We start from the raw sequence: 21,623 nt of genomic DNA on the forward strand, positions 1-21,623 counted from the left end.
CGCTCATGAAGCTCTTCAACTATTTCCGATCCTCTGCCTCGTTTCGCGTGCGCATTGCCCTGCAGCTCAAGGGCCTGCCTTACGACTACCAGGCCGTGCACCTGGTCAAAGGCGAACACCGGGCCCCGGCCTACGCCAGCCTGGTGGGTGACCCGCTGGTGCCCATGCTGGAGGTCGACGGCGCCCACCTGACCCAGTCGATGGCCATCATCGAATACCTGGACGAAACCCACCCCGAGCCGCCCCTGCTGCCGGCGGATGCGCTGGGTCGGGCCCGGGTGCGTGCCCTGGCACAGACCATTGCCTGCGAGATCCATCCCATCAACAATCTGCGCGTGCTCAGGTACCTGTCGCATGAGCTGCAAGTCGATGAAGACGCCAAGAACGCCTGGTACCGCCATTGGGTGCGCCAGGGCCTGGAGGCCTTCGAACGCCAGCTCGCCCAGTCGGGCACCGGGCGCTTCTGCCACGGCGACACCCCGGGCCTGGCCGATTGCTGCCTGGTGCCACAGATCTTCAATGGCCAGCGTTTCAAGGTGAACTTCGAGGGCCTGGATCGCACCATGGCCGTTTTCGAGTCCTGCATGGCCCTGGAGCCCTTCCAGCGGGCGCAACCTTCGCAGTGCCCGGACGCCGAGGCCTGAGCATGGCGCAGCCGCCCGCCTCAGCGTTGACCGCGGCCTCGGTCTCCTGGTTCGAGCCTGATTGGCCGGTACCGCCTTCGGTGCGGGCCTTGTTCACCACCCGCCTCGGTGGGACCAGCGACGCCCCATGGGATGCCCTCAACCTGGGCGCCCACGTGGGCGACCGGGCTGAACATGTGGCCCAGAACCGGGCACTTCTGCAGAGCGCAGTGCGCGAGCGCGGCGGTGGCGAGTTGGTATTTTTGAACCAGGTGCACGGCTGCGATGTGCTGGACGTGGACGCCTGTCCCGTCAGCCAGCCCTTGCAAGGCCAGGCTGCGGATGGATCCATCACTGCCCGCCCAGATCAGGCCTTGGCCATGATGGTGGCCGACTGCCTGCCCGTGTTGATCACCGACCGCTCAGGGCAGCGCGTGGGGGCTTTCCATGCGGGCTGGCGGGGCCTGGCGGGGGTGCAGGGGAGGGGCATCCTGGAGTCGGCCGTCGAGGCTTTTGTCCAGGCCCGGCCGCCGTCGCTTCCGGTGATGGCTTCAGACCTGCTGGTCTGGCTGGGGCCCTGCATCGGCCCTGCGGCCTTCGAGGTGGGTGACGAGGTGCGTCAGGTCTTCGGCAGTGCCCAGCCCGAGGCCCTGTCGCTGTTCCAGCCGGTGGCGCAGCGGCCAGGTCATTGGCTGGCCGATCTGGCGGGCCTGGCTCGGCTGCGTCTGCGCGCCGTGGGTGTCAGTGCCGTGTATGGGAACGATGGCACAAGGGCATGGTGCACGTACACCCAGTCAGCGAGCTTTTTCTCGCACCGGCGCGACAGCCAGCGGTTCGGCGGAACCGGGCGCATGGCCGCCTGCATCTGGCTCGTCTGAGCGGGCTTCCGTGCTCGCTGCAACGTTCGTCGGATCGATCGGATCGGCGAGCGGTGATGCCGCCATGGCCTGCGCGGCATCTGCCGCTTCTCGTTTCTTGGCTGCCTTTCGTCTTGCTGGTGCCCCCATCAGATACAGCACGATCGACATCGGCAGCAAGCCATAGAGTACAAAGGTGACCAATGCGCCCAGCAATGTTCCTGTTGTGTTGGTGGCTTCTGCCACGGCCATCATGACCGCGACATACATCCAGGCGATAAGAACGAGGTACATGTTGATATAAAGACGTGATCGAGTTGCAGAGTCTGCAAGAATCCGGATCAACCCCAATCAATTTTCAACGGACAGTTCATGAGGAGACAACATGAATTCTGAAGCACAGTGGGGTCAAAGCGCCCAGCAATTTCAACACATGCTGAGCGAGGGCTGGGGCAAGGCCCTGCAGGCGTTCCAGCAACTGGGCATCCCATCGTTGCCCACGGCCGCTGCGGCACCCATGCCCCAGATCAGCTTTGATGCTGAGAAACTGCAGGCCTTGCAGCAGCAGTATGTGAAAGACGCCACCGATTTGTGGAATGCCAGTCTGTCGGGTACCCCTGAGGCCCGTGACCGGCGTTTTGCGGGTGAGGCCTGGGGCGGTAACCCGGTGGCCAGCTTCACGGCCGCGGTCTACCTGCTCAACAGCCGCAGCCTGGCCGGTCTGGCCGACGCCGTCCAGGCCGACGACAAGACCCGGGCCCGAATCCGTTTTGCCGTCGAGCAATGGGCCGCTGCCTCGGCGCCAAGCAACTTCCTGGCCTTCAATGCCGAAGCCCAGAAGAAGGCCCTGGAAACCCAGGGCGAGAGCATCGCCAAGGGCCTGCAGAACCTGATGCACGATCTGCAGCAGGGTCACATGAGCCAGACCGACGAAAGCCTGTTTGAGGTGGGCCGCAATGTGGCCACCACCGAGGGGGCGGTGGTGTTCGAGAACGAACTGTTCCAGCTGATCGAATACAAGCCACTGACGGCCAAGATCCACGAGCGCCCCTTCCTGCTCATCCCACCTTGCATCAACAAGTTCTACATCCTTGATCTGCAGCCCGAAAATTCGCTGATCCGCCACCTGGTGGCCGAAGGGCACCGCACCTTTGTGGTCAGCTGGCGCAACCCCGATGACAGCATGGGCCAGAAAACCTGGGATGACTACATCGAGGATGCCGCCATCAAGGCCATCCACACCGTGCAGGACATCACCGACGCCAAGACGCTCAACGCGCTGGGCTTCTGCGTGGGTGGCACCATTCTGGGCACCGCCTTGGCGGTGCTGGCGCAGCGCGGTGAAAAGCCGGTCGAGTCGGCCACCTTCCTGACCACCTTCCTCGATTTCTCGGACACCGGCATCCTGGACCTGTTCATTGACGATGCCTTCGTCAAGTTCCGCGAAATGCAGATGGGTCAGGGCGGGCTGCTGAAAGGGCAAGAACTGGCCTCGACCTTCAGTTTTCTGCGCCCCAACGACCTGGTCTGGAACTACGTGGTCGGCAACTACCTCAAGGGCGAAACCCCGCCGGCCTTCGATCTGCTGTACTGGAACAGCGACTCCACCAACCTGCCCGGGCCGTTTTACGCCTGGTACCTGCGCAACACCTATTTCGAGAACAACCTGGTCAAGCCGGGCAAGGCCGTGGTCTGCGGCGTGCCTGTTGACCTGGGCAAGGTCGACATTCCGGTTTACCTGTATGGCTCGCGCGAAGACCACATCGTGCCCATCACGGGGGCCTATGCCTCGACCCGCCACCTGCCGGGCAAGAAGCGCTTCGTGATGGGGGCCTCGGGCCACATCGCCGGCGTGATCAACCCGCCAGCCAAGAAAAAGCGCAGCCACTGGATCCGCTCCGATGGCAAGCTGCCGGCCACGCACGCCGAATGGCTGGCCGGTGCGCAGGAGCATGCGGGCAGTTGGTGGACCGACTGGACCGAATGGCTGGCAGGCCACGCCGGCAAGCTGATCCCGGCCCCCAAGACCTATGGCAAGGGCGCCAAGTACAAGGCGATCGAACCGGCCCCGGGCCGTTACGTCAAGCAGAAGGCCTGATTCGGGAAACACCCAGGTACGTTTTCATTTTTCCCTGTCCCGGGCGAGACATACTGGGTGCCGAACACACTGATTTTTTGAGCAACACACTCTGGAGCACACATGGAAGACATCGTCATCGTTTCGGCCGCCCGCACGGCCATCGGCAAGTTTGGTGGCTCGCTGGCCAAGATCCCGGCCACGGATCTGGGCGCCTTGGTGATCCGCGACGTCCTGGCCCGCAGCGGCCTGTCTGCCGATCAGGTGGGCGAAGTGATTCTGGGCCAGGTGCTGGCAGCCGGCGTCGGTCAGAACCCGGCCCGTCAGGCCGTCATCAAGGCCGGTTTCGACAAAGGCACGCCAGGCCTCACGATCAATGCCGTGTGCGGCTCGGGCCTCAAGTCCGTGATGCTGGCGGCCCAGGCTGTGGCCTCGGGCGACAGCGACATCGTGATCGCCGGCGGTCAGGAGAACATGAGCCTGTCGCCCCACGTGCTGCCCGGCTCGCGTGACGGCCAGCGCATGGGCGACTGGAAGATGGTCGACACCATGATCGTTGACGGCCTGTGGGACGTCTACAACCAGTACCACATGGGCATCACCGCCGAGAACGTCGCCAAGAAATACGGCGTCACCCGCGAGCAGCAGGATGCGCTGGCCCTGGGCTCGCAGCAGAAGGCTGCGGCCGCCCAGGAGGCCGGCCGCTTCAAGGACGAAATCGTTCCGGTGACCATCCCCCAGAAGAAGGGCGATCCGCTGGTGTTCGATACCGACGAATTCATCAACCGCAAGACCAATGCCGACGCACTGGCGGGTCTGCGCCCAGCTTTCGACAAGGCCGGCAGCGTGACCGCCGGCAATGCCTCCGGCCTCAATGACGGCGCGGCCGCCGTGATGGTGATGAGCGCCAAGCGCGCCGCCAGCCTGGGTCTCAAACCCTTGGGTCGCATCGCCAGCTTTGCGACCTCGGGTCTGGACCCGGCCTACATGGGCATGGGCCCGGTGCCGGCCTCCACCAAGGCCTTGCAGCGTGCCGGTTGGGCGGCTTCGGAACTGGACCTGCTCGAAATCAACGAAGCCTTCGCAGCCCAGGCCTGCGCCGTCAACCAGGAAATGGGCTGGGACACCAGCAAAGTGAACGTCAACGGGGGTGCGATCGCTCTGGGGCACCCGATTGGTGCGTCGGGCTGCCGCATTTTGGTGACACTTCTGCATGAGATGCAACGACGTGATGCCAAGAAGGGCATCGCCTCCCTGTGCATCGGTGGTGGCATGGGAGTTGCCCTAACCATTGAGCGTTGATTTGCCATTCAAAATGGCAAACAGGTCGGGCCTGCTGGTCCGACAAATAGGAGGGGCTGCTGCGGCAGCGCTCCACAACAGGCGCAATAGCTATTAGTTACATAGCAAAAACATAATCAGGAGCGATTCATGAGTCAAAAAGTAGCGTACGTCACCGGTGGCATGGGTGGCATCGGAACCGCCATCTGCCAGCGCCTGCACAAAGAAGGTTTCAAGGTCATCGCTGGCTGCGGCCCGACCCGCGACTTCAGCAAGTGGCTGGCCGAGCAGAAGGCTCTGGGCTACACCTTCTACGCCTCGGTGGGCAATGTGGGTGATTGGGATTCCACCGTCGAAGCCTTTGGCAAGGCCAAGGCCGAGCATGGCTCGATCGACGTGTTGGTGAACAACGCCGGCATCACCCGCGATCGCATGTTCCTCAAGATGACCCGTGAGGACTGGGATGCCGTGATCGAAACCAACCTCAACAGCATGTTCAACGTCACCAAGCAGGTGGTGGGCGACATGGTTGAAAAAGGCTGGGGCCGCATCGTCAACATCTCGTCGGTCAACGGCGAGAAGGGCCAGGCCGGCCAGACCAACTACTCGGCTGCCAAGGCCGGCATGCACGGCTTCACCATGGCCCTGGCCCAGGAACTGGCCAACAAGGGCGTGACGGTGAACACCGTGAGCCCGGGCTACATCGGCACCGACATGGTCAAGGCGATCCGCCCGGATGTGCTCGACAAGATCGTTGGCACCATCCCCGTCAAGCGCCTTGGCGAGCCCAGCGAAATCGCTTCCATCATCGCCTGGCTGGCGTCGGACGAAGGTGGTTACTCCACCGGCGCCGACTTCTCGGTCAACGGTGGCCTGCACATGGGCTGAAGCAAGCCTTGTTTTCAGTCGACCCCGCCTCTGGCGGGGTTTTTTTTCGTCTTTTTTGGTCAATTAGGCCGACGAGCGGGAACCATGGGGAGATGATCGATTCCGACTGGGAGGCCTCGCAGCCCCTTTACAGTGCCGCCAGGGTTTTTGCCACAGCGGCATCCTGACCGCCATCACCCCAATGAGGACCTTCTGCCCATGCCCCACAGTGTTTCCCTGATCAGCACGATTGCCGTGGGCCTGGGCCTGTCCCTGATCCTCGGCTTCGTCGCCGTGCGCCTGCGCCTGCCTGCCCTGGTGGGCTACCTGGTCACGGGCATGATCGTGGGGCCCTTCACCCCGGGCTTCGTGGCTGACGCTGAAATTGCCTCGCAGTTGGCCGAGATCGGGATCATGTTGCTGATGTTCGGCGTGGGCATGCATTTCTCCTTTGCTGACCTGATGGCGGTGCGCCGCCTCGCCCTGCCGGGGGCGGTGGTTCAGATGACGGTGGCCACCCTCATGGGCATGGGGCTGGCCTGGGCCTGGGGGTGGGCGCTGGGGCCGGCCCTGATGCTCGGGCTGGCCTTGTCTGTGGCCAGCACGGTGGTGTTGTTGCGGGCGCTGGAATCGTTTGGGTTGATGGATTCTTTCACGGGCCGGGTGGCCATTGGCTGGCTGGTCGTGGAAGACCTGGCGATGGTGCTGGTGCTGGTGCTGCTTCCCCCTCTGGCAGGTGTGCTGGGGGCGTCTGACCCCGCCCACGCGGCCGCGGGCAGTGCGTCGCTGCTGGGCACGCTGGGGCTCACGCTGCTGCGCGTCGGTGCGTTTGTGGCGGTGATGCTGGTGCTGGGGCGCCGGCTGTTCCCCTGGCTGCTCAAGCAGGTGCATCGAACCGGTTCGCGCGAACTCTTCACGCTGTGCGTGGTGGCGGGCGCCGTCAGCATTGCCTATGCCTCGGCCGCTTTGTTTGGCGTGTCGTTTGCGTTGGGCGCTTTTTTTGCTGGCATGGTGATGCGGGAGTCCGAGTTCAGCCACCAGGCGGCGGAAGAATCCCTGCCCTTGCGCGATGCTTTTGCCGTGCTGTTTTTTGTATCGGTGGGCATGTTGTTCGATCCCCAGGTGCTGCTGGATCGCCCGCTTCAGGTGCTGGGGGTGGTGCTGGTGATCATGCTGGGCAAGACGGTGGCAGCGGCCTTGTTGGTGGTGGCCCTGGGCCAGTCCTTGAGCACGGCCTTGCGCATCGCGGCCAGTCTGGCGCAGATCGGCGAGTTCTCGTTCATCCTGGTGGGCCTGGGGCGCACCTTGGGCCTGCTGCCCGCAGAGGGGCAGAGCCTGGTGGTGGCGGGGGCCTTGATCTCGATCGCCTTGAACCCCTTGCTGTTCGGCGCCTCCGGACCCTTGTGCACCTGGCTGTGCCGCCATTCAGCCCTGGCGCGCCGGCTGGAGTCGGCAAGCTAGGCATCCTTCGCCGCTGAGCGTTCAGTCCTTGGGGGGCTCTTCAAGCACAAAGCCCACGCCATAGACCGAACGTATCCATTCCGGGCCCACTTGGGCTTGATTCATCTTGCGCCGCAGGTTCTTGATGTGGCTGTCCACGGCCCGCTCGGTCACGTCGAGCTCTTCCACATACACCCGGTCCAGCAGGTGGCGCCGGGAGAAGGTACGCCCAGGAGCTGCCGCCAGCACCTGCAGCAGCGCGAATTCACGTCGCGTCAGGTCCAGCACCTGGCCATGCAGGCGTGCCTCCCAGCGCTCCGGATCGAGTTGCAACGGCGCCGGGTTGCCTGCAGGAGGCTGAGGTTGACTGCGGCGCAGCACGGCCTTGACCCGGGCCACCACTTCGCGCGGTGAGAAAGGCTTGCAGATGTAATCGTCAGCGCCCGTTTCCAGGCCCAGCAGGCGGTCCAACTCTTCGACCCGGGCGGTGATGATGATCACCGGCAGCGTGCTGGTCTGGCGCAAGGTGTGCAACAGGCTCAACCCATCCAGGCCGGGTAGCATCAGGTCGAGCAGCAGCAGATCGGGTGGGCATTGCTGGAGGGCTTTTGCGGCGCTCAGACCGTCCCCGAGGCAACGCACCTCCAGGCCGGCCAGGCGCAGGTAGTCGGCCAGCACTTCGGCAATGTCAGTTTCGTCCTCGACCACATAGACGGTGGGTTTCCGGCGTGTGTTGTTCATGGCGATTCCACATCTTCATCCTGCACTGGGAGACTCAGCACGACGCGCAACCCACCCAGGGGCGACAGGGCCAGGCTCAGGTGGCCGCCATGGGCCTTGACCAGGACCTGACAGATGCTCAGCCCCAGCCCGGAGCCGCCCAGGGCCCGGTTGCGTGAGCTTTCGGCTCGGAAGAAGCGTTCGGTCAGGCGCGGCAATTCGGCGGCCGCAGGGGCCGGGGCGCTGTCGTCGAAATGCAGCTGCAGCCAACTGGTTCGGGACGCATCGCTGGCACGCTCCAGTTGGGCCGTGATGCGCAGCAGCCCCCCGCGCTGGGTGTAGCGCACGCTGTTCTCCATCAGGTTGCTGAAAATCTGGTGCAGGCGGCGCTCGTCACCGTTCAGGGTCAGCGTGCCTCGGGTCTGCCCGCAGGCATTGACGAACTCCAGTGCCAGCCCGGCTGAGTTGAATCGCTCACGCCAGCCACTGACGGTTTCGGCCAGCACGGGCAGAGGGGCCAGGTCGTCACGAGTCTGCAGCACCAGGCTGTCGGGCGGATCCAGGCTCAGGCGCAGGTCATCCACCAACTGGCCCAGGCGCATCACCTGTCGATGCAGGCGCCCCGTGCTGGCCTGTGTGAATGGACGCACCCCGTCCTGCAAGGCTTCGATTTCGGCACGCAGGGCCGCCAGCGGGGTGCGCAGTTCGTGTGCCACATCGCCCAGCCAGCGCTGTCGGGAGGCTTCGATGGCATTCAATTGTCGGTTCATGTCATTGAAGGTTTGCACCAGCAGGGCCAGTTCGTCGCGCCCCTGGGTCGGCAGCAACGGGGCTGGCTGGCCCTGGGCGACGGCGCGGGCCGCTGCCATCAGTTGGGCCACTGGCCGGAACCAGCGCCGACCGATCTGCCATGACATCAGCAATGCCAGCACCAGGCCACTCAGGCCGGCCCACAGCGCGAAGTGCAACTGCCGGGCCATGAAGGCCTGATTGGCTTCGCTCCCCAGGTCGGCCGACGGTTGCAAGGCCAGGTAGCCCACCGTCTTGCCGTCGGCCACGATGGGCACGCTGGGCATGCGAGCCAGCTCGCTGGTTGCGTAGGGCAGCGCCGCGCCCGCAATGCGTTGCTGGCGGCTGGCATCAAGCAGGGTGAGTCGGCTGTGGAGGGCGTCGGGGGCCGGGGTCCTGTAGGGGGCTGGCCTGGAGCGGTCTGGCTCAGGGGGAGGCTCGCGCCGTGGCGGCTCGATCAACAGGTTCGCGGGGGCCCACCCTTCTGATCGAGGCGGTGGCCGGTGGTAGGGGTGTCCTTCCGGTGCGGGCCCGGGCGGCATGCGCAACAGGTGCTCCCAGGCTTCGGGGTCTTGTGCCAGCGGGCCCCAGCCGTCGGTTTCGTCATGGTTCTGGGCCAGCCGACTGACCAGCCAGTCCAGGCGCTGGAGCTCGACCTCGGCCACAAATTCACCCAGGCTGTGCTGCAGCCCCCACCGCGTCATGCCCATGAAAACGCCCACCATGACCAGCAACAGGCTGAGCAGGGCGAGAAAGATTTTTCTCTGCAGGGTCAGGCGGGGCATGGGTGTGTGAAGTGGAGGGCCTGTCAGCCTGGATTGTGCGGCAGTGCCCGATTCAATGTTTGAACCGTGACGCTGCTCACGTCAGTTTGGCCCTTCATCGGGGAGAAATCTGGGAGCCCTCTCGGCCAGTTCTCAAGACGGGCCCTTTCTGGCCTTTTTTGTGAGTAGATGCTTACCCCTGAGAGCTCTTGTACCTTTACTTTGCGCCTGGGTGACATGGCTGAGCTTGTTGTGGAATCCCACAATGCCGACACGTTTCATGGGCTATACAATCGCGCCCACTTTCGAGCAGGGTCCGGTCCGTTCCGGGCTTCATCCACATGAATTCAAACCAAAAAACGCCTCAATCCAGCCCCGCTGCCAGCCCCGCCAAGCGGCCGCTGTACAAGTCCCTCTATGTGCAGGTGCTGTTGGCTGTGACCATCGGGGTCTTGCTGGGGCATTTCAACCCTGGCCTGGGGGCCGACATGAAGCCTCTGGGCGATGGCTTCATCAAGCTGATCAAGATGATCATCGCCCCCATCATCTTCTGCACGGTGGTGGTAGGCATTGCCGGCATGGAAGACATGAAGAAGGTCGGCAAGACCGGTGGCCTGGCACTGATGTATTTCGAGATCGTCAGTTCCCTGGCGCTGGTGGTGGGCCTGGTCATCGTGAACGTTCTGGCGCCGGGCGAGGGCATGCACGTCGATCCAAGTACCCTCGACACCAAGGGCATTGCAGCGTACACCGGCCCGGGCAAGATGCAGGGCACGGTTGATTTTCTGCTCAACGTGATCCCCAACTCGGTGGTGGATGCGTTTGCCAAGGGCGAGATCCTGCAGGTGCTGCTGTTCGCGGTGCTGTTCGGTTTTGCCCTGCACAAGTTCGGCGGGCGCGGCACCCTGGTGTTCGACTTCATCGAGAAGACCTCGCACGTGCTGTTCGACATCGTGGGCATCATCATGAAGGTGGCCCCCATCGGTGCCTTCGGTGCCATGGCTTTCACCATCGGCAAGTATGGCGTCGGTTCGCTGTTCAGCCTGGGCAAGCTGATGGGCTCGTTCTACCTGACCTGCCTGGTCTTCGTCTTCGTGGTGCTGGGCACCATCGCCCGTGTGCACGGTTTCAGTGTCTGGAAGTTCGTCAAGTACATCAAGGAAGAGCTGTTGATCGTGCTGGGCACCTCCTCGTCCGAGTCGGTGTTGCCGCGCATGATGGAGAAGATGGAGAACCTCGGTGCCCGCAAGTCGGTCGTCGGGCTGGTCATTCCCACCGGGTACTCGTTCAACCTGGACGGCACTTCGATCTACCTCACCATGGCCGCCGTTTTCATTGCACAAGCCACCGACACGCCCATGACCCTGGTGCAGCAGCTGACCTTGCTGGCCGTGCTGCTGTTGACCTCCAAGGGCGCTGCCGGCGTGACTGGCAGCGGCTTCATCGTGCTGGCGGCCACCCTGTCGGCGGTGGGCCACGTGCCGGTGGCGGGCCTGGCGCTGATCCTGGGCATCGACCGCTTCATGTCCGAGGCCCGAGCCCTGACCAACCTGGTGGGCAACGGTGTGGCCACCCTGGTGGTGGCACGCTGGACCGGCGATCTGGACATGAAGCGCCTGCAGGCGGGCCTCAACAACGAGACCTGGCAAGAGGCCGATGCCCCCGAGGTGCTGCTCGATCAGAAGCAGGAAAAATTCGGCGCACATTGAGCGTCTGCAGTCGCCTGCCTGAAAGACCAGCCTGCGGGCTGGTTTTTTTGTGGGCGCCGCACCTCCATTAGCATCCCCACCATGTGTGCCCACTACCAATCCTTGCGTGACCCGGCCGCCTGGCAGCGGGGTTTCGGCCTGGCGCCACCCGACGGCGGGCGCGATGATGTCTGGCCCAGTTACCCGGCCGCTTTCATCCGCCACCCGCAACCCGTGCCTGCCGTCGGGCTGCCGGCAGACCGGGTTGCGGCCGAGGCCCTGATCGGGCGCTTTGGCCTGGTTCCCCATTGGGCGCGTGACGAGGCTGTGGGCCGCCATACCTACAACGCGCGCAGCGAGACGGTGGCCAGCAAGCCCAGCTTTCGCGATGCCTGGCGCCTGGGGCGCCGGTGCGTGGTGCCCGCCGAGGCGATCTACGAGCCCGACTGGCGCAGTGGGCGGGGCGTGCCCACCCGCATCCGGCGCCGTGATGGGCAGCCTCTGGCCCTGGCGGGGGTCTGGACAGGCTGGCGCAGCCCCTCTGGCGAGGTGCTGCGCAGTTTCAGCCTGCTGACGGTGAATGCCGATCAGCACCCTTTCATGCGTCAGTTCCACAAGCCCGATGAGGAAAAGCGCATGGTGGTGGTGCTGCCCCCTCAGGCCCTGCACCGCTGGTTGCAGGCCCCGGTGGCAGACGCGGCTGCCTGGATCCAGGCCTGCGCCGACGATGTCCTGTGCGTGGATGAGGCCAGCGAGCCCTCCGCCCCATCCGTACCCTTGACCCCTTCAGGCGGGCTGGGCGACACCGACGAGACGCTCAGCCTGCAACTGCCCCTGACCTAAGCTCAGCCGGCCGCGTTGCACACATCGGCTGTAGTCCATTTCGGGCAGCAACTGCCCACCGGTGGTCCAGACGATGTGCGTGGCCTGGGGCAGGTGGGGCCTCAGCCCGCGTTGGTCCAGCCAGGCCTGACCCGCCGGTGAGCCCAGCAATCGCCCAGGCCCGCTGAAGCCCGCGGCCGCCGAAGGCTCGATGCGCAGATCGGCGTGGTCCAGGGCCAGCACCAGGTGCTCGAACAAGGTGGCATCGGCCACCGTGAACACCCCCGACAGGCGCGGGCGCATCAGGCCCGCCGCCAGCAATGAAGCCCGGGGCACGGCCAGTCCGTCGGCCTCGGTCTGGTTGCTCAGGCCGTGGTCGTACACCGAGGGGTGGGCATCCGGTGCGGCCATCATCTGCAGCAGAAAGCAGGGCGATTGCACCGGCTCGGCAAAGAAACAATGCACATGCGCACCCATCAGCTCGCGCAGCCCGAAGGCGATGCCCGCCGGTGCACCGCCCACACCACAGGGCAGGTAGACAAACAGGGGGTGTTCGGCGTCGACCTGCCGCCCCTGCTGCTGCAGTTGGTCGCGCAGGTGCAGGGCGGCAGCGCTGTAGCCCAGCAACAGTGACGCCGAGCGTTCATCATCCACAAAATGGCACAGCGGGTTGCCGGCGGCCTGGACCCGGCCGGCGGCCACGGCCTTTTCATAGTCGCCCAGGTGCTCCACCACCTCGACGCCGCGCTGGCGCAGGCGCTCTTTCTTCCAGGCCTTGGCATCGGCCGACATGTGCACCACCGCCTTGAAACCCAAGGCCGAAGCCATCACACCGATGCTCAGGCCCAGGTTGCCGGTGCTGCCCACGGCCACCTGGTGTTGGGCGAACAGCGCGCGTGCCGCACTTTGGCCCAACACCCGGTAATCGCTGCCGGCGTCGATCAGACCGGCCTGCAGCGCCAGGGCTTCGGCCTGTTGAAGCACCTCATGAAAGCCACCGCGGGCTTTGATCGACCCCGCCACCGGCAGGTTGTGGTCGGTCTTGACCCACAAAGCCCCCTGTTCAGCTCCCAGGCCCAGGGCGCCCTGAAGCCGGGGGGCCGGCAACAGCGCCGATTCGATCGCGCCCTTGCTGGCCCGCAGCTCCGGAAACAGATCGGCCAACAGCCCGGCAAAGCGTTGCAGGCGCGCGGCGGCGGCCCGGGTGTCGGCCAGGGTCCATCCGATCGGGCCGTCCGGGCCATCGGAGGGGGGGCTGCAGGGGGAGGGCTTGGACAGCTCGGGGTTGAGCCACAGGGTGGGCCGGGCCTGACGGATCTGGCCCTCCAAGGTCGCGGGGGAAGCTGGCAAAGTCATGAAGGGGCGCCGGCCACGCGGGGTGGCCCTGCCTGAAAAGCCGCGCCGCAACAGCGGCCCGGTGGGGAGAAATCGGTTTCAAACCCGGCATTCTTCACCCGCTGGCCTTGCGATGCAAGCAGCACCAGCCTGGGGCGGCCTGACCCGAAACGGTGACCTTGGGCCCGGCCGCGCTGGGCGGGGCTTTGCGCCCGCTGCAACCCGTCAAGGTGCATGGCCGGGCACCAGGGCAGGGCGTTGTTCGGGGGAGAGGCCTTGGGTGAGCGCCTGGCACGCTGCTTGCAATGAGTCGCCAGCCTCGGTTATCAAAACCTGTATAGACAGCATATTGGTGCAAATCCCGATGAGGTGCACTGACTTGGTGAGGGACACTGCGGCAGGCGCTTACGGCACAGACCGGTGGGCGTTTGCGTTCATGTGACGTGCCTTGTTGTATAGACAGGATGGGTGCCCGGATGGTCCGGGCACTTGGCGCGGCGCCAGGGGCGCCTTGTGCAAACGGGGTTTCAATCCTTACAGGAGCATCAAAAATGGGTCGTTCAATGTTCAAGCTGGCGTCGTTGGTGGGCGCTGCAGGGCTGGTGGCAGGGCTGGCGGCGCCGGTGCAGGCGCAGGAAACCAAGATCGCCCTGGGCATGTCGGGCTGGACAGGCTTTGCACCCCTGACCCTGGCGGACAAGGCCGGGATCTTCAAGCAGCATGGCCTGGAGGTTGATCTCAAGATGATCCCTCAGAAAGACCGGCACCTGGCCCTGGCCTCCAAGGCCATCCAATGCGCGGCCACCACCGTCGAGACCCATGTGGCCTGGAACGCCAACGGCGTGCCCATCGTGCAGATCTTCCAGATGGACAAGTCCTATGGTGCCGATGGCCTGGCCGTGCGCAATGACGTCAAGGGCTTTGCGGACCTCAAGGGCAAGACCGTCGGCGTCGATGCCCCGGGCACCGCGCCGTATTTCGGCCTGGCCTGGATGCTCAGCAAGAACGGCATGAGCCTCAAAGACGTCAAGGTCACCACGTTGGCGCCCCAGGCGGCGGCGCAGGCCTTTGTGGCGGGCCAGAACGATGCGGCCATGACCTACGAGCCTTACCTCTCGACCGTGCGCTCCAACCCCACCGCCGGCAAGATCCTGGCCACCACGCTCGATTACCCGATGGTGATGGACACCGTGGGCTGCGACCCCGCCTGGCTCAAGGCCAACCCCAAGGCCGCCCAGGCGCTGACGGACTCGTACTTTGCCGCGCTGGAAATGATCAAGAACGATCCGGCCAAGTCCAATGACATCATGGGCTCGGCCGTCAAGCAGACCGGTGAGCAGTTTGCCAAGTCGTCGGCCTACCTGCGCTGGCAGGACAAGGCCGCCAATCAGAAGTTCTTCGCGGGTGAGTTGACCAGCTTCATGAAGGACGCCACCACCATCCTGCTGGAGGCCGGCATCATCCGCAAGGCACCGGAAAACCTCGCCGTCACCTTCGACGCCAGCTTCATCAAGTAAGCCATGAGCCGTTCGCAAGCCATGCCTTCCGCCCTGGCCAGCCCTGTGGCCGCGGCGCCCCGCCGGCGCAGCACCTGGGCGCCGCTCGAACCCGTCAGCCTGCGTGCGCGCTGGCTGCTGGGCCTGGGTTTCTTTGTGGTGTTCGTGTTGGTCTGGGCCGGCTTCACGCTGGGCGGCTTGGTCTCGCCCACCTTTCTGGCCAGCCCCGTCACGATGGCGCAAGAGGCCTGGCTGCTCTTCACCGAGTACGGCTTTCACAAGGACATCGGCATGACGGTGTGGCGCGTGCTGGGCGGCTTTGTGCTGGCGGCTGTCATCGCCGTGCCCCTGGGCATCGCCATGGGCGCCTACAAGGGGGTTGAGGCCTTCTTCGAGCCCTTTGTCTCGTTCTGCCGCTACCTGCCGGCCTCAGCCTTCATCCCGCTGCTGATCCTGTGGGCTGGCATCGGCGAGTTGCAGAAGGTGCTGGTGATCTTCATCGGCTCGTTCTTCCAGATCGTGCTGATGGTGGCCGTGATTGTCGGCGGGGCCCGCAAGGACCTGGTCGAGGCGGCCTACACCCTGGGCGCCAATGGCCGCGGCATCGTGCGCCGCGTGCTGATCCCGGGTGCGGCCCCCGAGATCGCCGAAACCCTGCGCCTGGTGCTGGGCTGGGCCTGGACCTATGTCATCGTGGCCGAGCTGATCGGCTCCTCGTCGGGCATCGGGCACATGATCACCGACAGCCAGGCCTTGCTGAACACTGGGCAGATCATCTTCGGCATCATCGTCATCGGGCTGATCGGCCTGGTGTCCGACTTCGCTTTCAAGGCCCTGAACCGGCGCCTGTTCGTGTGGAGCTTCTTCAAATGAGCCAGTTGTCCATCCAGGGCGTCTCGCGCGTCTTCGAGTCCAGCCGCGGCCAGCGCACCCAGGCCTTGCTGCCGGTCGATTTCGAGGTGCGCGACAACGACTTCGTCACCATCCTGGGCCCCTCGGGTTGCGGCAAGAGCACCTTGCTGCGCATCGTGGCCGGCCTGGACCACCCCAGCACCGGCCGCGTGCTGCTGGACGGCCAGCCCGTGCAGGGCCCGGGCGCCGACCGCGGCATGGTGTTCCAGAGCTACACGCTGTTCCCCTGGCTGACCATCGAGCAGAACGTGCGCTTCGGCCTGCGCGAGCGCGGCATGAGCGAGGCTGCTCAGAAAGAGCGTGCCGATTTCTTCATTGCCCGCGTGGGCTTGCGTGGCTTCGAGCAGCACTTTCCCAAGCAGCTCTCGGGCGGCATGCAGCAGCGCACGGCGATTGCCCGCGCCCTGGCCAACGACCCCAAGATCCTGTTGCTCGACGAGCCCTTCGGCGCCCTCGACAACCAGACCCGGGTGCTGATGCAGGAGCTGCTGCTGGGCATCTGGGAGGCCTCGCGCAAGACCGTGCTGTTTGTCACCCACGACATCGACGAGGCCATCTTCATGGCCAACCGGGTGGCGGTGTTCAGTGCCCGCCCCGGGCGCATCAAGACCGAGCTGGCGGTGGACTTTCCGCACCCGCGCCACTACACGATCAAGACCAGCCCCGAGTTCATGGCCCTCAAGGCCCGCCTGACTGAAGAGATCCGGGCGGAATCCATGGCTGCGGCCGAGCACTGAGGTTCGACGCCCACTGTCCCGCGCCCACTACGATAGCGCCCCATGTCACCCACGCCCGCCAGTCGCCGCAAGGCCTCATCCCATCTGCCCGCCACCGCGGTGGCCTCGGCCAGCGCTGTGCCGCTGACCGCCGCCACCTCTTCGCTGCCGCCGGCGCTCGCGCTTTACCAGCAGATCAAGGACCACATCTCGCGCAAGATCCAGGACGGCTCCTGGCCGCCGGGGCACCGCCTGCCGTCCGAGCACGAGCTGGTGGCGCAGTTCGGCATCTCGCGCATGACCGTCAACCGGGCCCTGCGTGAGCTGACCGAGCAGGGCAGGGTGGTGCGGGTGGCCGGTGTGGGCAGCTTCGTGGCCGAGGAAAAGCCTCAGTCCACCTTGTTGCAGATCGCCAACCTGGCCAGCGAGATCCGCCAGCGGGGTCATGACTACCGCTGCGAGGTGCTGGTGGTGGAGCGCATCTCCGCTTCGCTGGAGGTGGCCGCCGCGCTTGACCTCCGCCTGGGCGATTCGGCCTTTCACTCGGTGTGCGTGCACCTGGAAGACGGCGTGCCGGTGCAACTGGAAGACCGTTACGTCAACCCCCGGGTGGTGCCCGACTTTGGCGCGCAGGACTTCAGCCTGCAGCAGCCCTCCGAGTACCTGGTGCGCAACGTGCCTTTCGACCAGGTCGAGCACGTGGTGGATGCCGTGCTGCCCACCCTCGAGCAGGCCGAGCGCCTGGCCATGGTGCCCACCCAGCCCTGCCTGCTGCTGACCCGGCGCACCTGGACCCGTGGTGTGCCGGTGACGGTGGTGCGCTGCCTGCACCCGGCCTCACGCTACCGCCTGGGCAGTCGTTTCAAGGCCGACGGCAACCCCGTCTTCGGCTGAGCCGGCCACGCTTTTTGGACGGCCTTGTTTTCGTTTCAGACAACTTGTATAGACAGGATGGTCAACATGACATCGAACCCCATCGCTACCGCCCCCGAGCTGCTGCTGGAGCCCGGTCAGGTGAGCCTGGCCCAGTGGCGCCGCATTGCCTCCGGCGGCCTGAACCTGCGCCTGCATGCATCGGCGCACGCCGGCCTGCTGGCGGCCCAGCGCTGCGTGCAGCGCATCGTTGATGAAGACCAGGTGGTGTATGGCATCAACACCGGCTTCGGCAAGCTGGCCAGCACCCGCATTGCCCATGAGCGCCTGGCCGAGCTGCAGCGCAACCTGGTGCTGTCGCACAGCGTGGGCACGGGCGAACCGCTGCCCGCCCCGGTGGTGCGCATGGTGCTGGCCTCCAAGGCGGTCAGCCTGGCGCGCGGCCACTCGGGGGTGCGGCCCGAACTGGTGGACGCCTTGCTGGCGCTGGCCAATGCCGATCTGCTGCCGGTGATCCCGGCCAAGGGTTCGGTCGGGGCTTCGGGCGATCTGGCCCCTCTGGCCCACTTGGCCTGTGTGCTGATCGGCGAGGGCGAGGTGATGCTGCCCGAGGGGGGGCGCCTGGGCGGCGCCCAGGCCCTGGCGCGCATCGGCTTGCAGCCCTTTGTGCTGGGCCCCAAGGAGGGGTTGGCCCTGCTCAACGGCACCCAGGTGTCCACTGCGCTGGCACTGGCTGGCCTGTTCGGCGCCGAAGAGGTGCTGGCCGCCGGGCTGGCAGCCGGGGCCTTGTCGCTGGAGGCCATCAAGGGCTCGGTCAAACCGCTGGATGCGCGCATCCATGCCGCCCGGGGGCAGCCCGGCCAGATCGCCGTGGCCGCTGCGCTGCGTGAGTTGCTGGAGGGCAGCGACATTGTTCATTCGCACGAGCACTGCGGCCGTGTGCAAGACCCGTATTCGATCCGCTGCGTGCCCCAGGTGATGGGCGCCTGCCTGGACAACCTCCAGCACGCAGCCCGTGTGCTGCAGACCGAGGCCAATGCCGCCTCGGACAATCCACTGGTGTTTGACAACGGCGATGTGATCTCGGGCGGCAATTTCCACGCCGAGCCGGTGGCCTTTGCCGCCGACATCATCGCCCTGGCGGTGTCCGAGATCGGTGCCATTTCGGAGCGCCGCATGGCCTTGCTGTTGGACACCGGGTTGTCGGGCCTGCCGGCTTTTCTCATCCGCGACAGCGGCGTCAATTCGGGTTTCATGATTGCCCAGGTCACGGCCGCGGCGCTGGCCTCCGAGAACAAATCGCTGGCCCATCCAGCCAGCGTCGACAGTCTGCCCACCTCGGCCAACCAGGAAGACCACGTCTCCATGGCCACATTTGGTGCCCGCCGCCTGGCCGACATGGTGACCAACACCGCCGTGGTGGTGGGCATCGAGGCCATGGCCGCCGCCCAGGGCCTGGATTTCCAGCGCCCCTTGAAGAGTTCGCCAGCCGTGGAGGGCCTGATGGCCGGCATCCGCCAGCGCGTGGCCTTCCTGGAGCAGGACCGCTTTCTGGCCCCCGACATCGAAGCCATGCGCCTGTGGGCTCGCCAGACCGATTGGCCGGCCTGCCTGAAGGCCGTCTGGCCCAGCGCAGCGGCTGCCGGGCTTTGACCTGACGCCTTCCATTTTTCGTCCACCGTCTTACCAGGAGTGTTGACCATGAACGCCAATGACCACCTCATCGCCGCCGCCACGGCCCCGGCCGCCGATCCCCGCCACGACCCGAGCCGCGTGATCCGCGCCCCGCGCGGCGCCGAGAAAAGCTGCAAGAGCTGGCTCACCGAAGCGGCTTATCGCATGATCCAGAACAACCTCGACGCCGAGGTGGCCGAGCGCCCGCAAGACCTGGTGGTCTATGGCGGCATCGGCCGGGCGGCCCGCGACTGGGCCTGCTACGACGCCATCCTGGAGAGCCTGCGCCAGCTCAACGACGATGAAAGCCTGCTGATCCAGTCGGGCAAGCCCGTGGGCGTGTTCAAGACCCACGAGAACGCCCCCCGCGTGCTGCTGGCCAACTCCAACCTGGTGCCCAAGTGGGCCCACTGGGAGCACTTCAGCGAACTCGACCGCAAGGGCCTGTTCATGTACGGCCAGATGACCGCGGGCAGTTGGATCTACATCGGCACCCAGGGCATCGTGCAGGGCACTTACGAGACCTTTGCCGAGGCCGGTCGCCAACACCATGGCGGCAGCCTCAAGGGCCAGTGGATCGTCACCGCCGGCCTGGGCGGCATGGGGGGCGCCCAGCCCCTGGCCGCCACCTTTGCGGGTGCGGTGTCGCTGAACATCGAATGCCAGCAGGCCAGCATCGACTTCCGCCTGCGCACCCGATACCTTGACCAACAGGCGCGTGACCTGGACCACGCCCTGGCGCTGATCGCCCAGTACACGGCTGCGGGTGAGGCGGTGTCCATCGGCCTGCTGGGCAATGCAGCCGAGGTGCTGCCCGAACTGGTGCGCCGGGCCCAGGCCGGTGGCCTCAAGCCCGGGCTGGTGACCGATCAGACCTCGGCCCACGATCTGGTCAATGGCTACCTGCCGGCCGGCTGGAGCGTGGCGCAATGGCGTGCGGCCCAGCAGGACCCGGCCCAGCATGCCAGCCTGAAGAAGGCCGCGGCCCAGTCCTGCGCCCGCCATGTGCAGGCCATGCTCGATTTCCAGGCCCTGGGTGTGCCGGTGGTCGACTACGGCAACAACATCCGCCAGGTGGCGTTCGATGAAGGGGTGAAGAACGCCTTCGATTTCCCCGGCTTTGTGCCGGCCTACATCCGCCCCCTGTTCTGCGAGGGCAAGGGCCCCTTCCGCTGGGTGGCCTTGTCGGGTGACCCGGAGGACATCTACAAGACCGACGCCAAGATCAAGGCGCTGTTCCCCGAGAACACCCATGTGCACCGCTGGCTTGACATGGCCCGCGAGCGCATCAGCTTCCAGGGCCTGCCGGCGCGCATCTGCTGGCTGGGGCTGGGTGAGCGGCACAAGGCGGCACTGGCCTTCAACGAGATGGTGCGCACGGGCGAGCTCAAGGCGCCCATCGTGATCGGCCGCGACCACCTGGACACCGGCTCGGTGGCCAGCCCCAACCGCGAAACCGAGAGCATGAAGGACGGCACCGACGCCGTCAGCGATTGGCCCCTGCTGAATGCCCTGCTCAACACAGCCGGCGGCGCCACCTGGGTCAGCCTGCACCACGGCGGTGGGGTGGGCATGGGGTATTCGCAGCATTCGGGCGTGGTCATCGTGGCCGATGGCAGCGAGGCGGCCGACCAGCGCCTGGCCCGCGTGCTCTGGAACGACCCGGCCACCGGGGTGATGCGCCATGCCGACGCCGGCTACGAAAGCGCCCAGGCCTGCGCGCGACGAAACGGCCTGAACCTGCCCATGCTCAGGGACTGAGGGCGGGAAGGCTGGAATCTCAAAAGCCGCCCCCCATTCCCAGCAGGTGGGAATGGGGTCTTGGCGGGTCTGCCCTGACGCCAGATACTGCAAGCCAAGCAACGCTTCAGCGCTCACCTCATTCCCATGACCGCCGGATCTGACACCTCCCCCGCCACCGACCGCACCCTGCAGGTGCTGTCGGTGCTGGCGCAGCACCGCGAACCACTGAGTGCGCTGGAGCTGAGTGCCGCCACAGGGCTGGCCAAGAGCACGCTGTACCGCCAGATTGCCACCTTGCGGCGCTGGGGTTTTGTCATGGAGGTCGATGGCCGCTACGGCCCGGGCCCCGCCAGTGTCGAGCTGGCCAGCGGCTTCGATGCCAACTCGCGCCTGGTGCAGTGCGCACGGGCCGACCTGCAGGCCCTGGCCCGCCTCAGCAGCGAGAGCGTGGCCCTGGTCGCGGTGCTCAACGAACGGGCGGTGTGCCTGGAGATGGTGGACAGCGTGCAGTCGCTGCGTTGCTCCTTCGACAAGGGGCGCAGTGTGCCCTTGCGTGACGGCGCCAGCGCCAAGTGCCTGCTGGCCCATCTGCCCGAGGCCCAACGCGATGCGGTCCTGGAGCGGCTGGCGCTCGATGCCACCGAGCGCGAAACCCGACGCCATGAGCTGGCAGCCATCCGTGAGCGTGGCCATGCCATCACGGCCGGCGAGGTGGATGCCGGTGTCTGGGGCGTCAGCGCGCCCCTGCTCGATGGCCAGCGCCAGTTGCAGGGTGCCATCACGCTGATGGCACCGACCTTGCGTATCGATGGCCGCGAGGCGGCCTTTGTGCACATGACCCTGGTCACCGCGGCACGCATTGCCCGCGCGCTGCAGGGCCCGTGACCCGACGCCTTGTTGTGATTCCTTTCCCCCCCCCCGCTGTTTCCCTCCAACCTGACAGGAC

18 protein-coding genes and 1 pseudogene are annotated in these 21,623 nt (G+C 65.8%); 15 read left to right on the forward strand and 4 right to left on the reverse strand.

Translation table 11 applies throughout. From position 1 onward, the window contains the following. The first annotated feature begins 5 nt into the window (after window positions 1-5). Complete coding sequence (maiA, locus tag AC3WUT_RS00830) at window positions 6-644, forward strand: maleylacetoacetate isomerase (RefSeq protein ID WP_492345170.1); 639 nt, start codon at window positions 6-8, stop codon at window positions 642-644. Between the two features lie 2 nt (window positions 645-646). Continuing rightward, window positions 647-1,501: a peptidoglycan editing factor PgeF gene (gene pgeF / locus AC3WUT_RS00835; RefSeq protein ID WP_492345171.1), complete on the forward strand. Its 855-nt coding sequence runs from the start codon at window positions 647-649 to the stop codon at window positions 1,499-1,501. Here the strand turns inward: pgeF and AC3WUT_RS00840 are convergent. Further along, the gene (locus AC3WUT_RS00840; protein WP_492345172.1) at window positions 1,418-1,774 is read right to left on the reverse strand and encodes a hypothetical protein; all 357 of its coding nucleotides are present in this window, start codon (window positions 1,772-1,774) and stop codon (window positions 1,418-1,420) included. The two genes, pgeF and AC3WUT_RS00840, sit on opposite strands and share 84 nt — an antisense overlap. A gap of 91 nt (window positions 1,775-1,865) precedes the next feature. Here AC3WUT_RS00840 and phaC point away from each other — a divergent pair, with 91 nt between their 5' ends. The 4 genes and pseudogenes from phaC to AC3WUT_RS00860 all read left to right on the forward strand — a co-directional run. Continuing rightward, window positions 1,866-3,578: a class I poly(R)-hydroxyalkanoic acid synthase gene (gene phaC / locus AC3WUT_RS00845; RefSeq protein ID WP_492345173.1), complete on the forward strand. Its 1,713-nt coding sequence runs from the start codon at window positions 1,866-1,868 to the stop codon at window positions 3,576-3,578. Window positions 3,579-3,680: 102 nt separating this feature from the next. After that, entirely contained in the window at window positions 3,681-4,859 is a 1,179-nt protein-coding gene (locus AC3WUT_RS00850) for an acetyl-CoA C-acetyltransferase (protein WP_492345174.1), read from the forward strand. Window positions 4,860-4,988: 129 nt separating this feature from the next. Next, window positions 4,989-5,726: an acetoacetyl-CoA reductase gene (gene phbB, locus AC3WUT_RS00855; protein WP_492345175.1), complete on the forward strand. Its 738-nt coding sequence runs from the start codon at window positions 4,989-4,991 to the stop codon at window positions 5,724-5,726. 198 nt (window positions 5,727-5,924) lie between these two features. Then, window positions 5,925-7,154, forward strand: a pseudogene (locus tag AC3WUT_RS00860) (cation:proton antiporter domain-containing protein); the annotation flags it as partial. Between the two features lie 33 nt (window positions 7,155-7,187). On the opposite strand, the gene AC3WUT_RS00865 reads toward AC3WUT_RS00860, so the two are convergent. After that, window positions 7,188-7,886 carry a response regulator gene (locus tag AC3WUT_RS00865; protein ID WP_492345176.1) on the reverse strand — a complete coding sequence of 233 codons (699 nt, stop codon included), beginning with the start codon at window positions 7,884-7,886 and terminating at the stop codon, window positions 7,188-7,190. After that, window positions 7,883-9,439: an ATP-binding protein gene (locus AC3WUT_RS00870; RefSeq protein ID WP_492345177.1), complete on the reverse strand. Its 1,557-nt coding sequence runs from the start codon at window positions 9,437-9,439 to the stop codon at window positions 7,883-7,885. The genes AC3WUT_RS00865 and AC3WUT_RS00870 overlap by 4 nt, the downstream gene beginning before the upstream one ends. Window positions 9,440-9,759: 320 nt before the next feature. Here AC3WUT_RS00870 and AC3WUT_RS00875 point away from each other — a divergent pair, with 320 nt between their 5' ends. Further along, entirely contained in the window at window positions 9,760-11,127 is a 1,368-nt protein-coding gene (locus AC3WUT_RS00875) for a dicarboxylate/amino acid:cation symporter (protein WP_492345178.1), read from the forward strand. An 81-nt stretch (window positions 11,128-11,208) separates the two neighbouring features. Further along, complete coding sequence (locus tag AC3WUT_RS00880; protein ID WP_492345179.1) at window positions 11,209-11,949, forward strand: SOS response-associated peptidase; 741 nt, start codon at window positions 11,209-11,211, stop codon at window positions 11,947-11,949. Here the strand turns inward: AC3WUT_RS00880 and dsdA are convergent. Further along, window positions 11,893-13,284: a D-serine ammonia-lyase gene (dsdA, locus tag AC3WUT_RS00885; RefSeq protein ID WP_492345180.1), complete on the reverse strand. Its 1,392-nt coding sequence runs from the start codon at window positions 13,282-13,284 to the stop codon at window positions 11,893-11,895. The genes AC3WUT_RS00880 and dsdA overlap by 57 nt on opposite strands. 530 nt (window positions 13,285-13,814) lie before the next feature. On the opposite strand from dsdA, the gene AC3WUT_RS00890 reads away from it, so the two are divergent. The 7 genes from AC3WUT_RS00890 (at window position 13,815) to AC3WUT_RS00920 (ending at window position 21,562) form a co-directional block, all read left to right on the forward strand. After that, window positions 13,815-14,780 (forward strand): ABC transporter substrate-binding protein, encoded by a 966-nt coding sequence (locus tag AC3WUT_RS00890; protein WP_492345181.1) that lies wholly within the window; start codon window positions 13,815-13,817, stop codon window positions 14,778-14,780. 3 nt (window positions 14,781-14,783) lie between these two features. After that, on the forward strand, window positions 14,784-15,632 hold the full coding sequence (locus AC3WUT_RS00895) for an ABC transporter permease (protein ID WP_492345182.1): 849 nt from the start codon (window positions 14,784-14,786) through the stop codon (window positions 15,630-15,632). Then, on the forward strand, window positions 15,629-16,408 hold the full coding sequence (locus AC3WUT_RS00900) for an ABC transporter ATP-binding protein (RefSeq protein ID WP_019575348.1): 780 nt from the start codon (window positions 15,629-15,631) through the stop codon (window positions 16,406-16,408). The genes AC3WUT_RS00895 and AC3WUT_RS00900 overlap by 4 nt, the downstream gene beginning before the upstream one ends. A gap of 42 nt (window positions 16,409-16,450) precedes the next feature. After that, complete coding sequence (hutC, locus tag AC3WUT_RS00905) at window positions 16,451-17,281, forward strand: histidine utilization transcriptional repressor HutC (protein ID WP_492345183.1); 831 nt, start codon at window positions 16,451-16,453, stop codon at window positions 17,279-17,281. A 66-nt stretch (window positions 17,282-17,347) separates the two neighbouring features. Then, a complete protein-coding gene (hutH, locus tag AC3WUT_RS00910) occupies window positions 17,348-18,913 on the forward strand; it encodes a histidine ammonia-lyase (RefSeq protein ID WP_492345184.1) in 1,566 nt (521 codons plus the stop codon). A 48-nt stretch (window positions 18,914-18,961) separates the two neighbouring features. Next, window positions 18,962-20,695 (forward strand): urocanate hydratase, encoded by a 1,734-nt coding sequence (hutU, locus tag AC3WUT_RS00915; RefSeq protein WP_492345185.1) that lies wholly within the window; start codon window positions 18,962-18,964, stop codon window positions 20,693-20,695. Between the two features lie 126 nt (window positions 20,696-20,821). Beyond that, window positions 20,822-21,562 carry an IclR family transcriptional regulator gene (locus AC3WUT_RS00920; RefSeq protein ID WP_492345186.1) on the forward strand — a complete coding sequence of 247 codons (741 nt, stop codon included), beginning with the start codon at window positions 20,822-20,824 and terminating at the stop codon, window positions 21,560-21,562. Window positions 21,563-21,623: the final 61 nt, after the last annotated feature.

It is taken from the genome of Curvibacter sp. EU05-FHT14A10, from assembly GCF_058791075.1.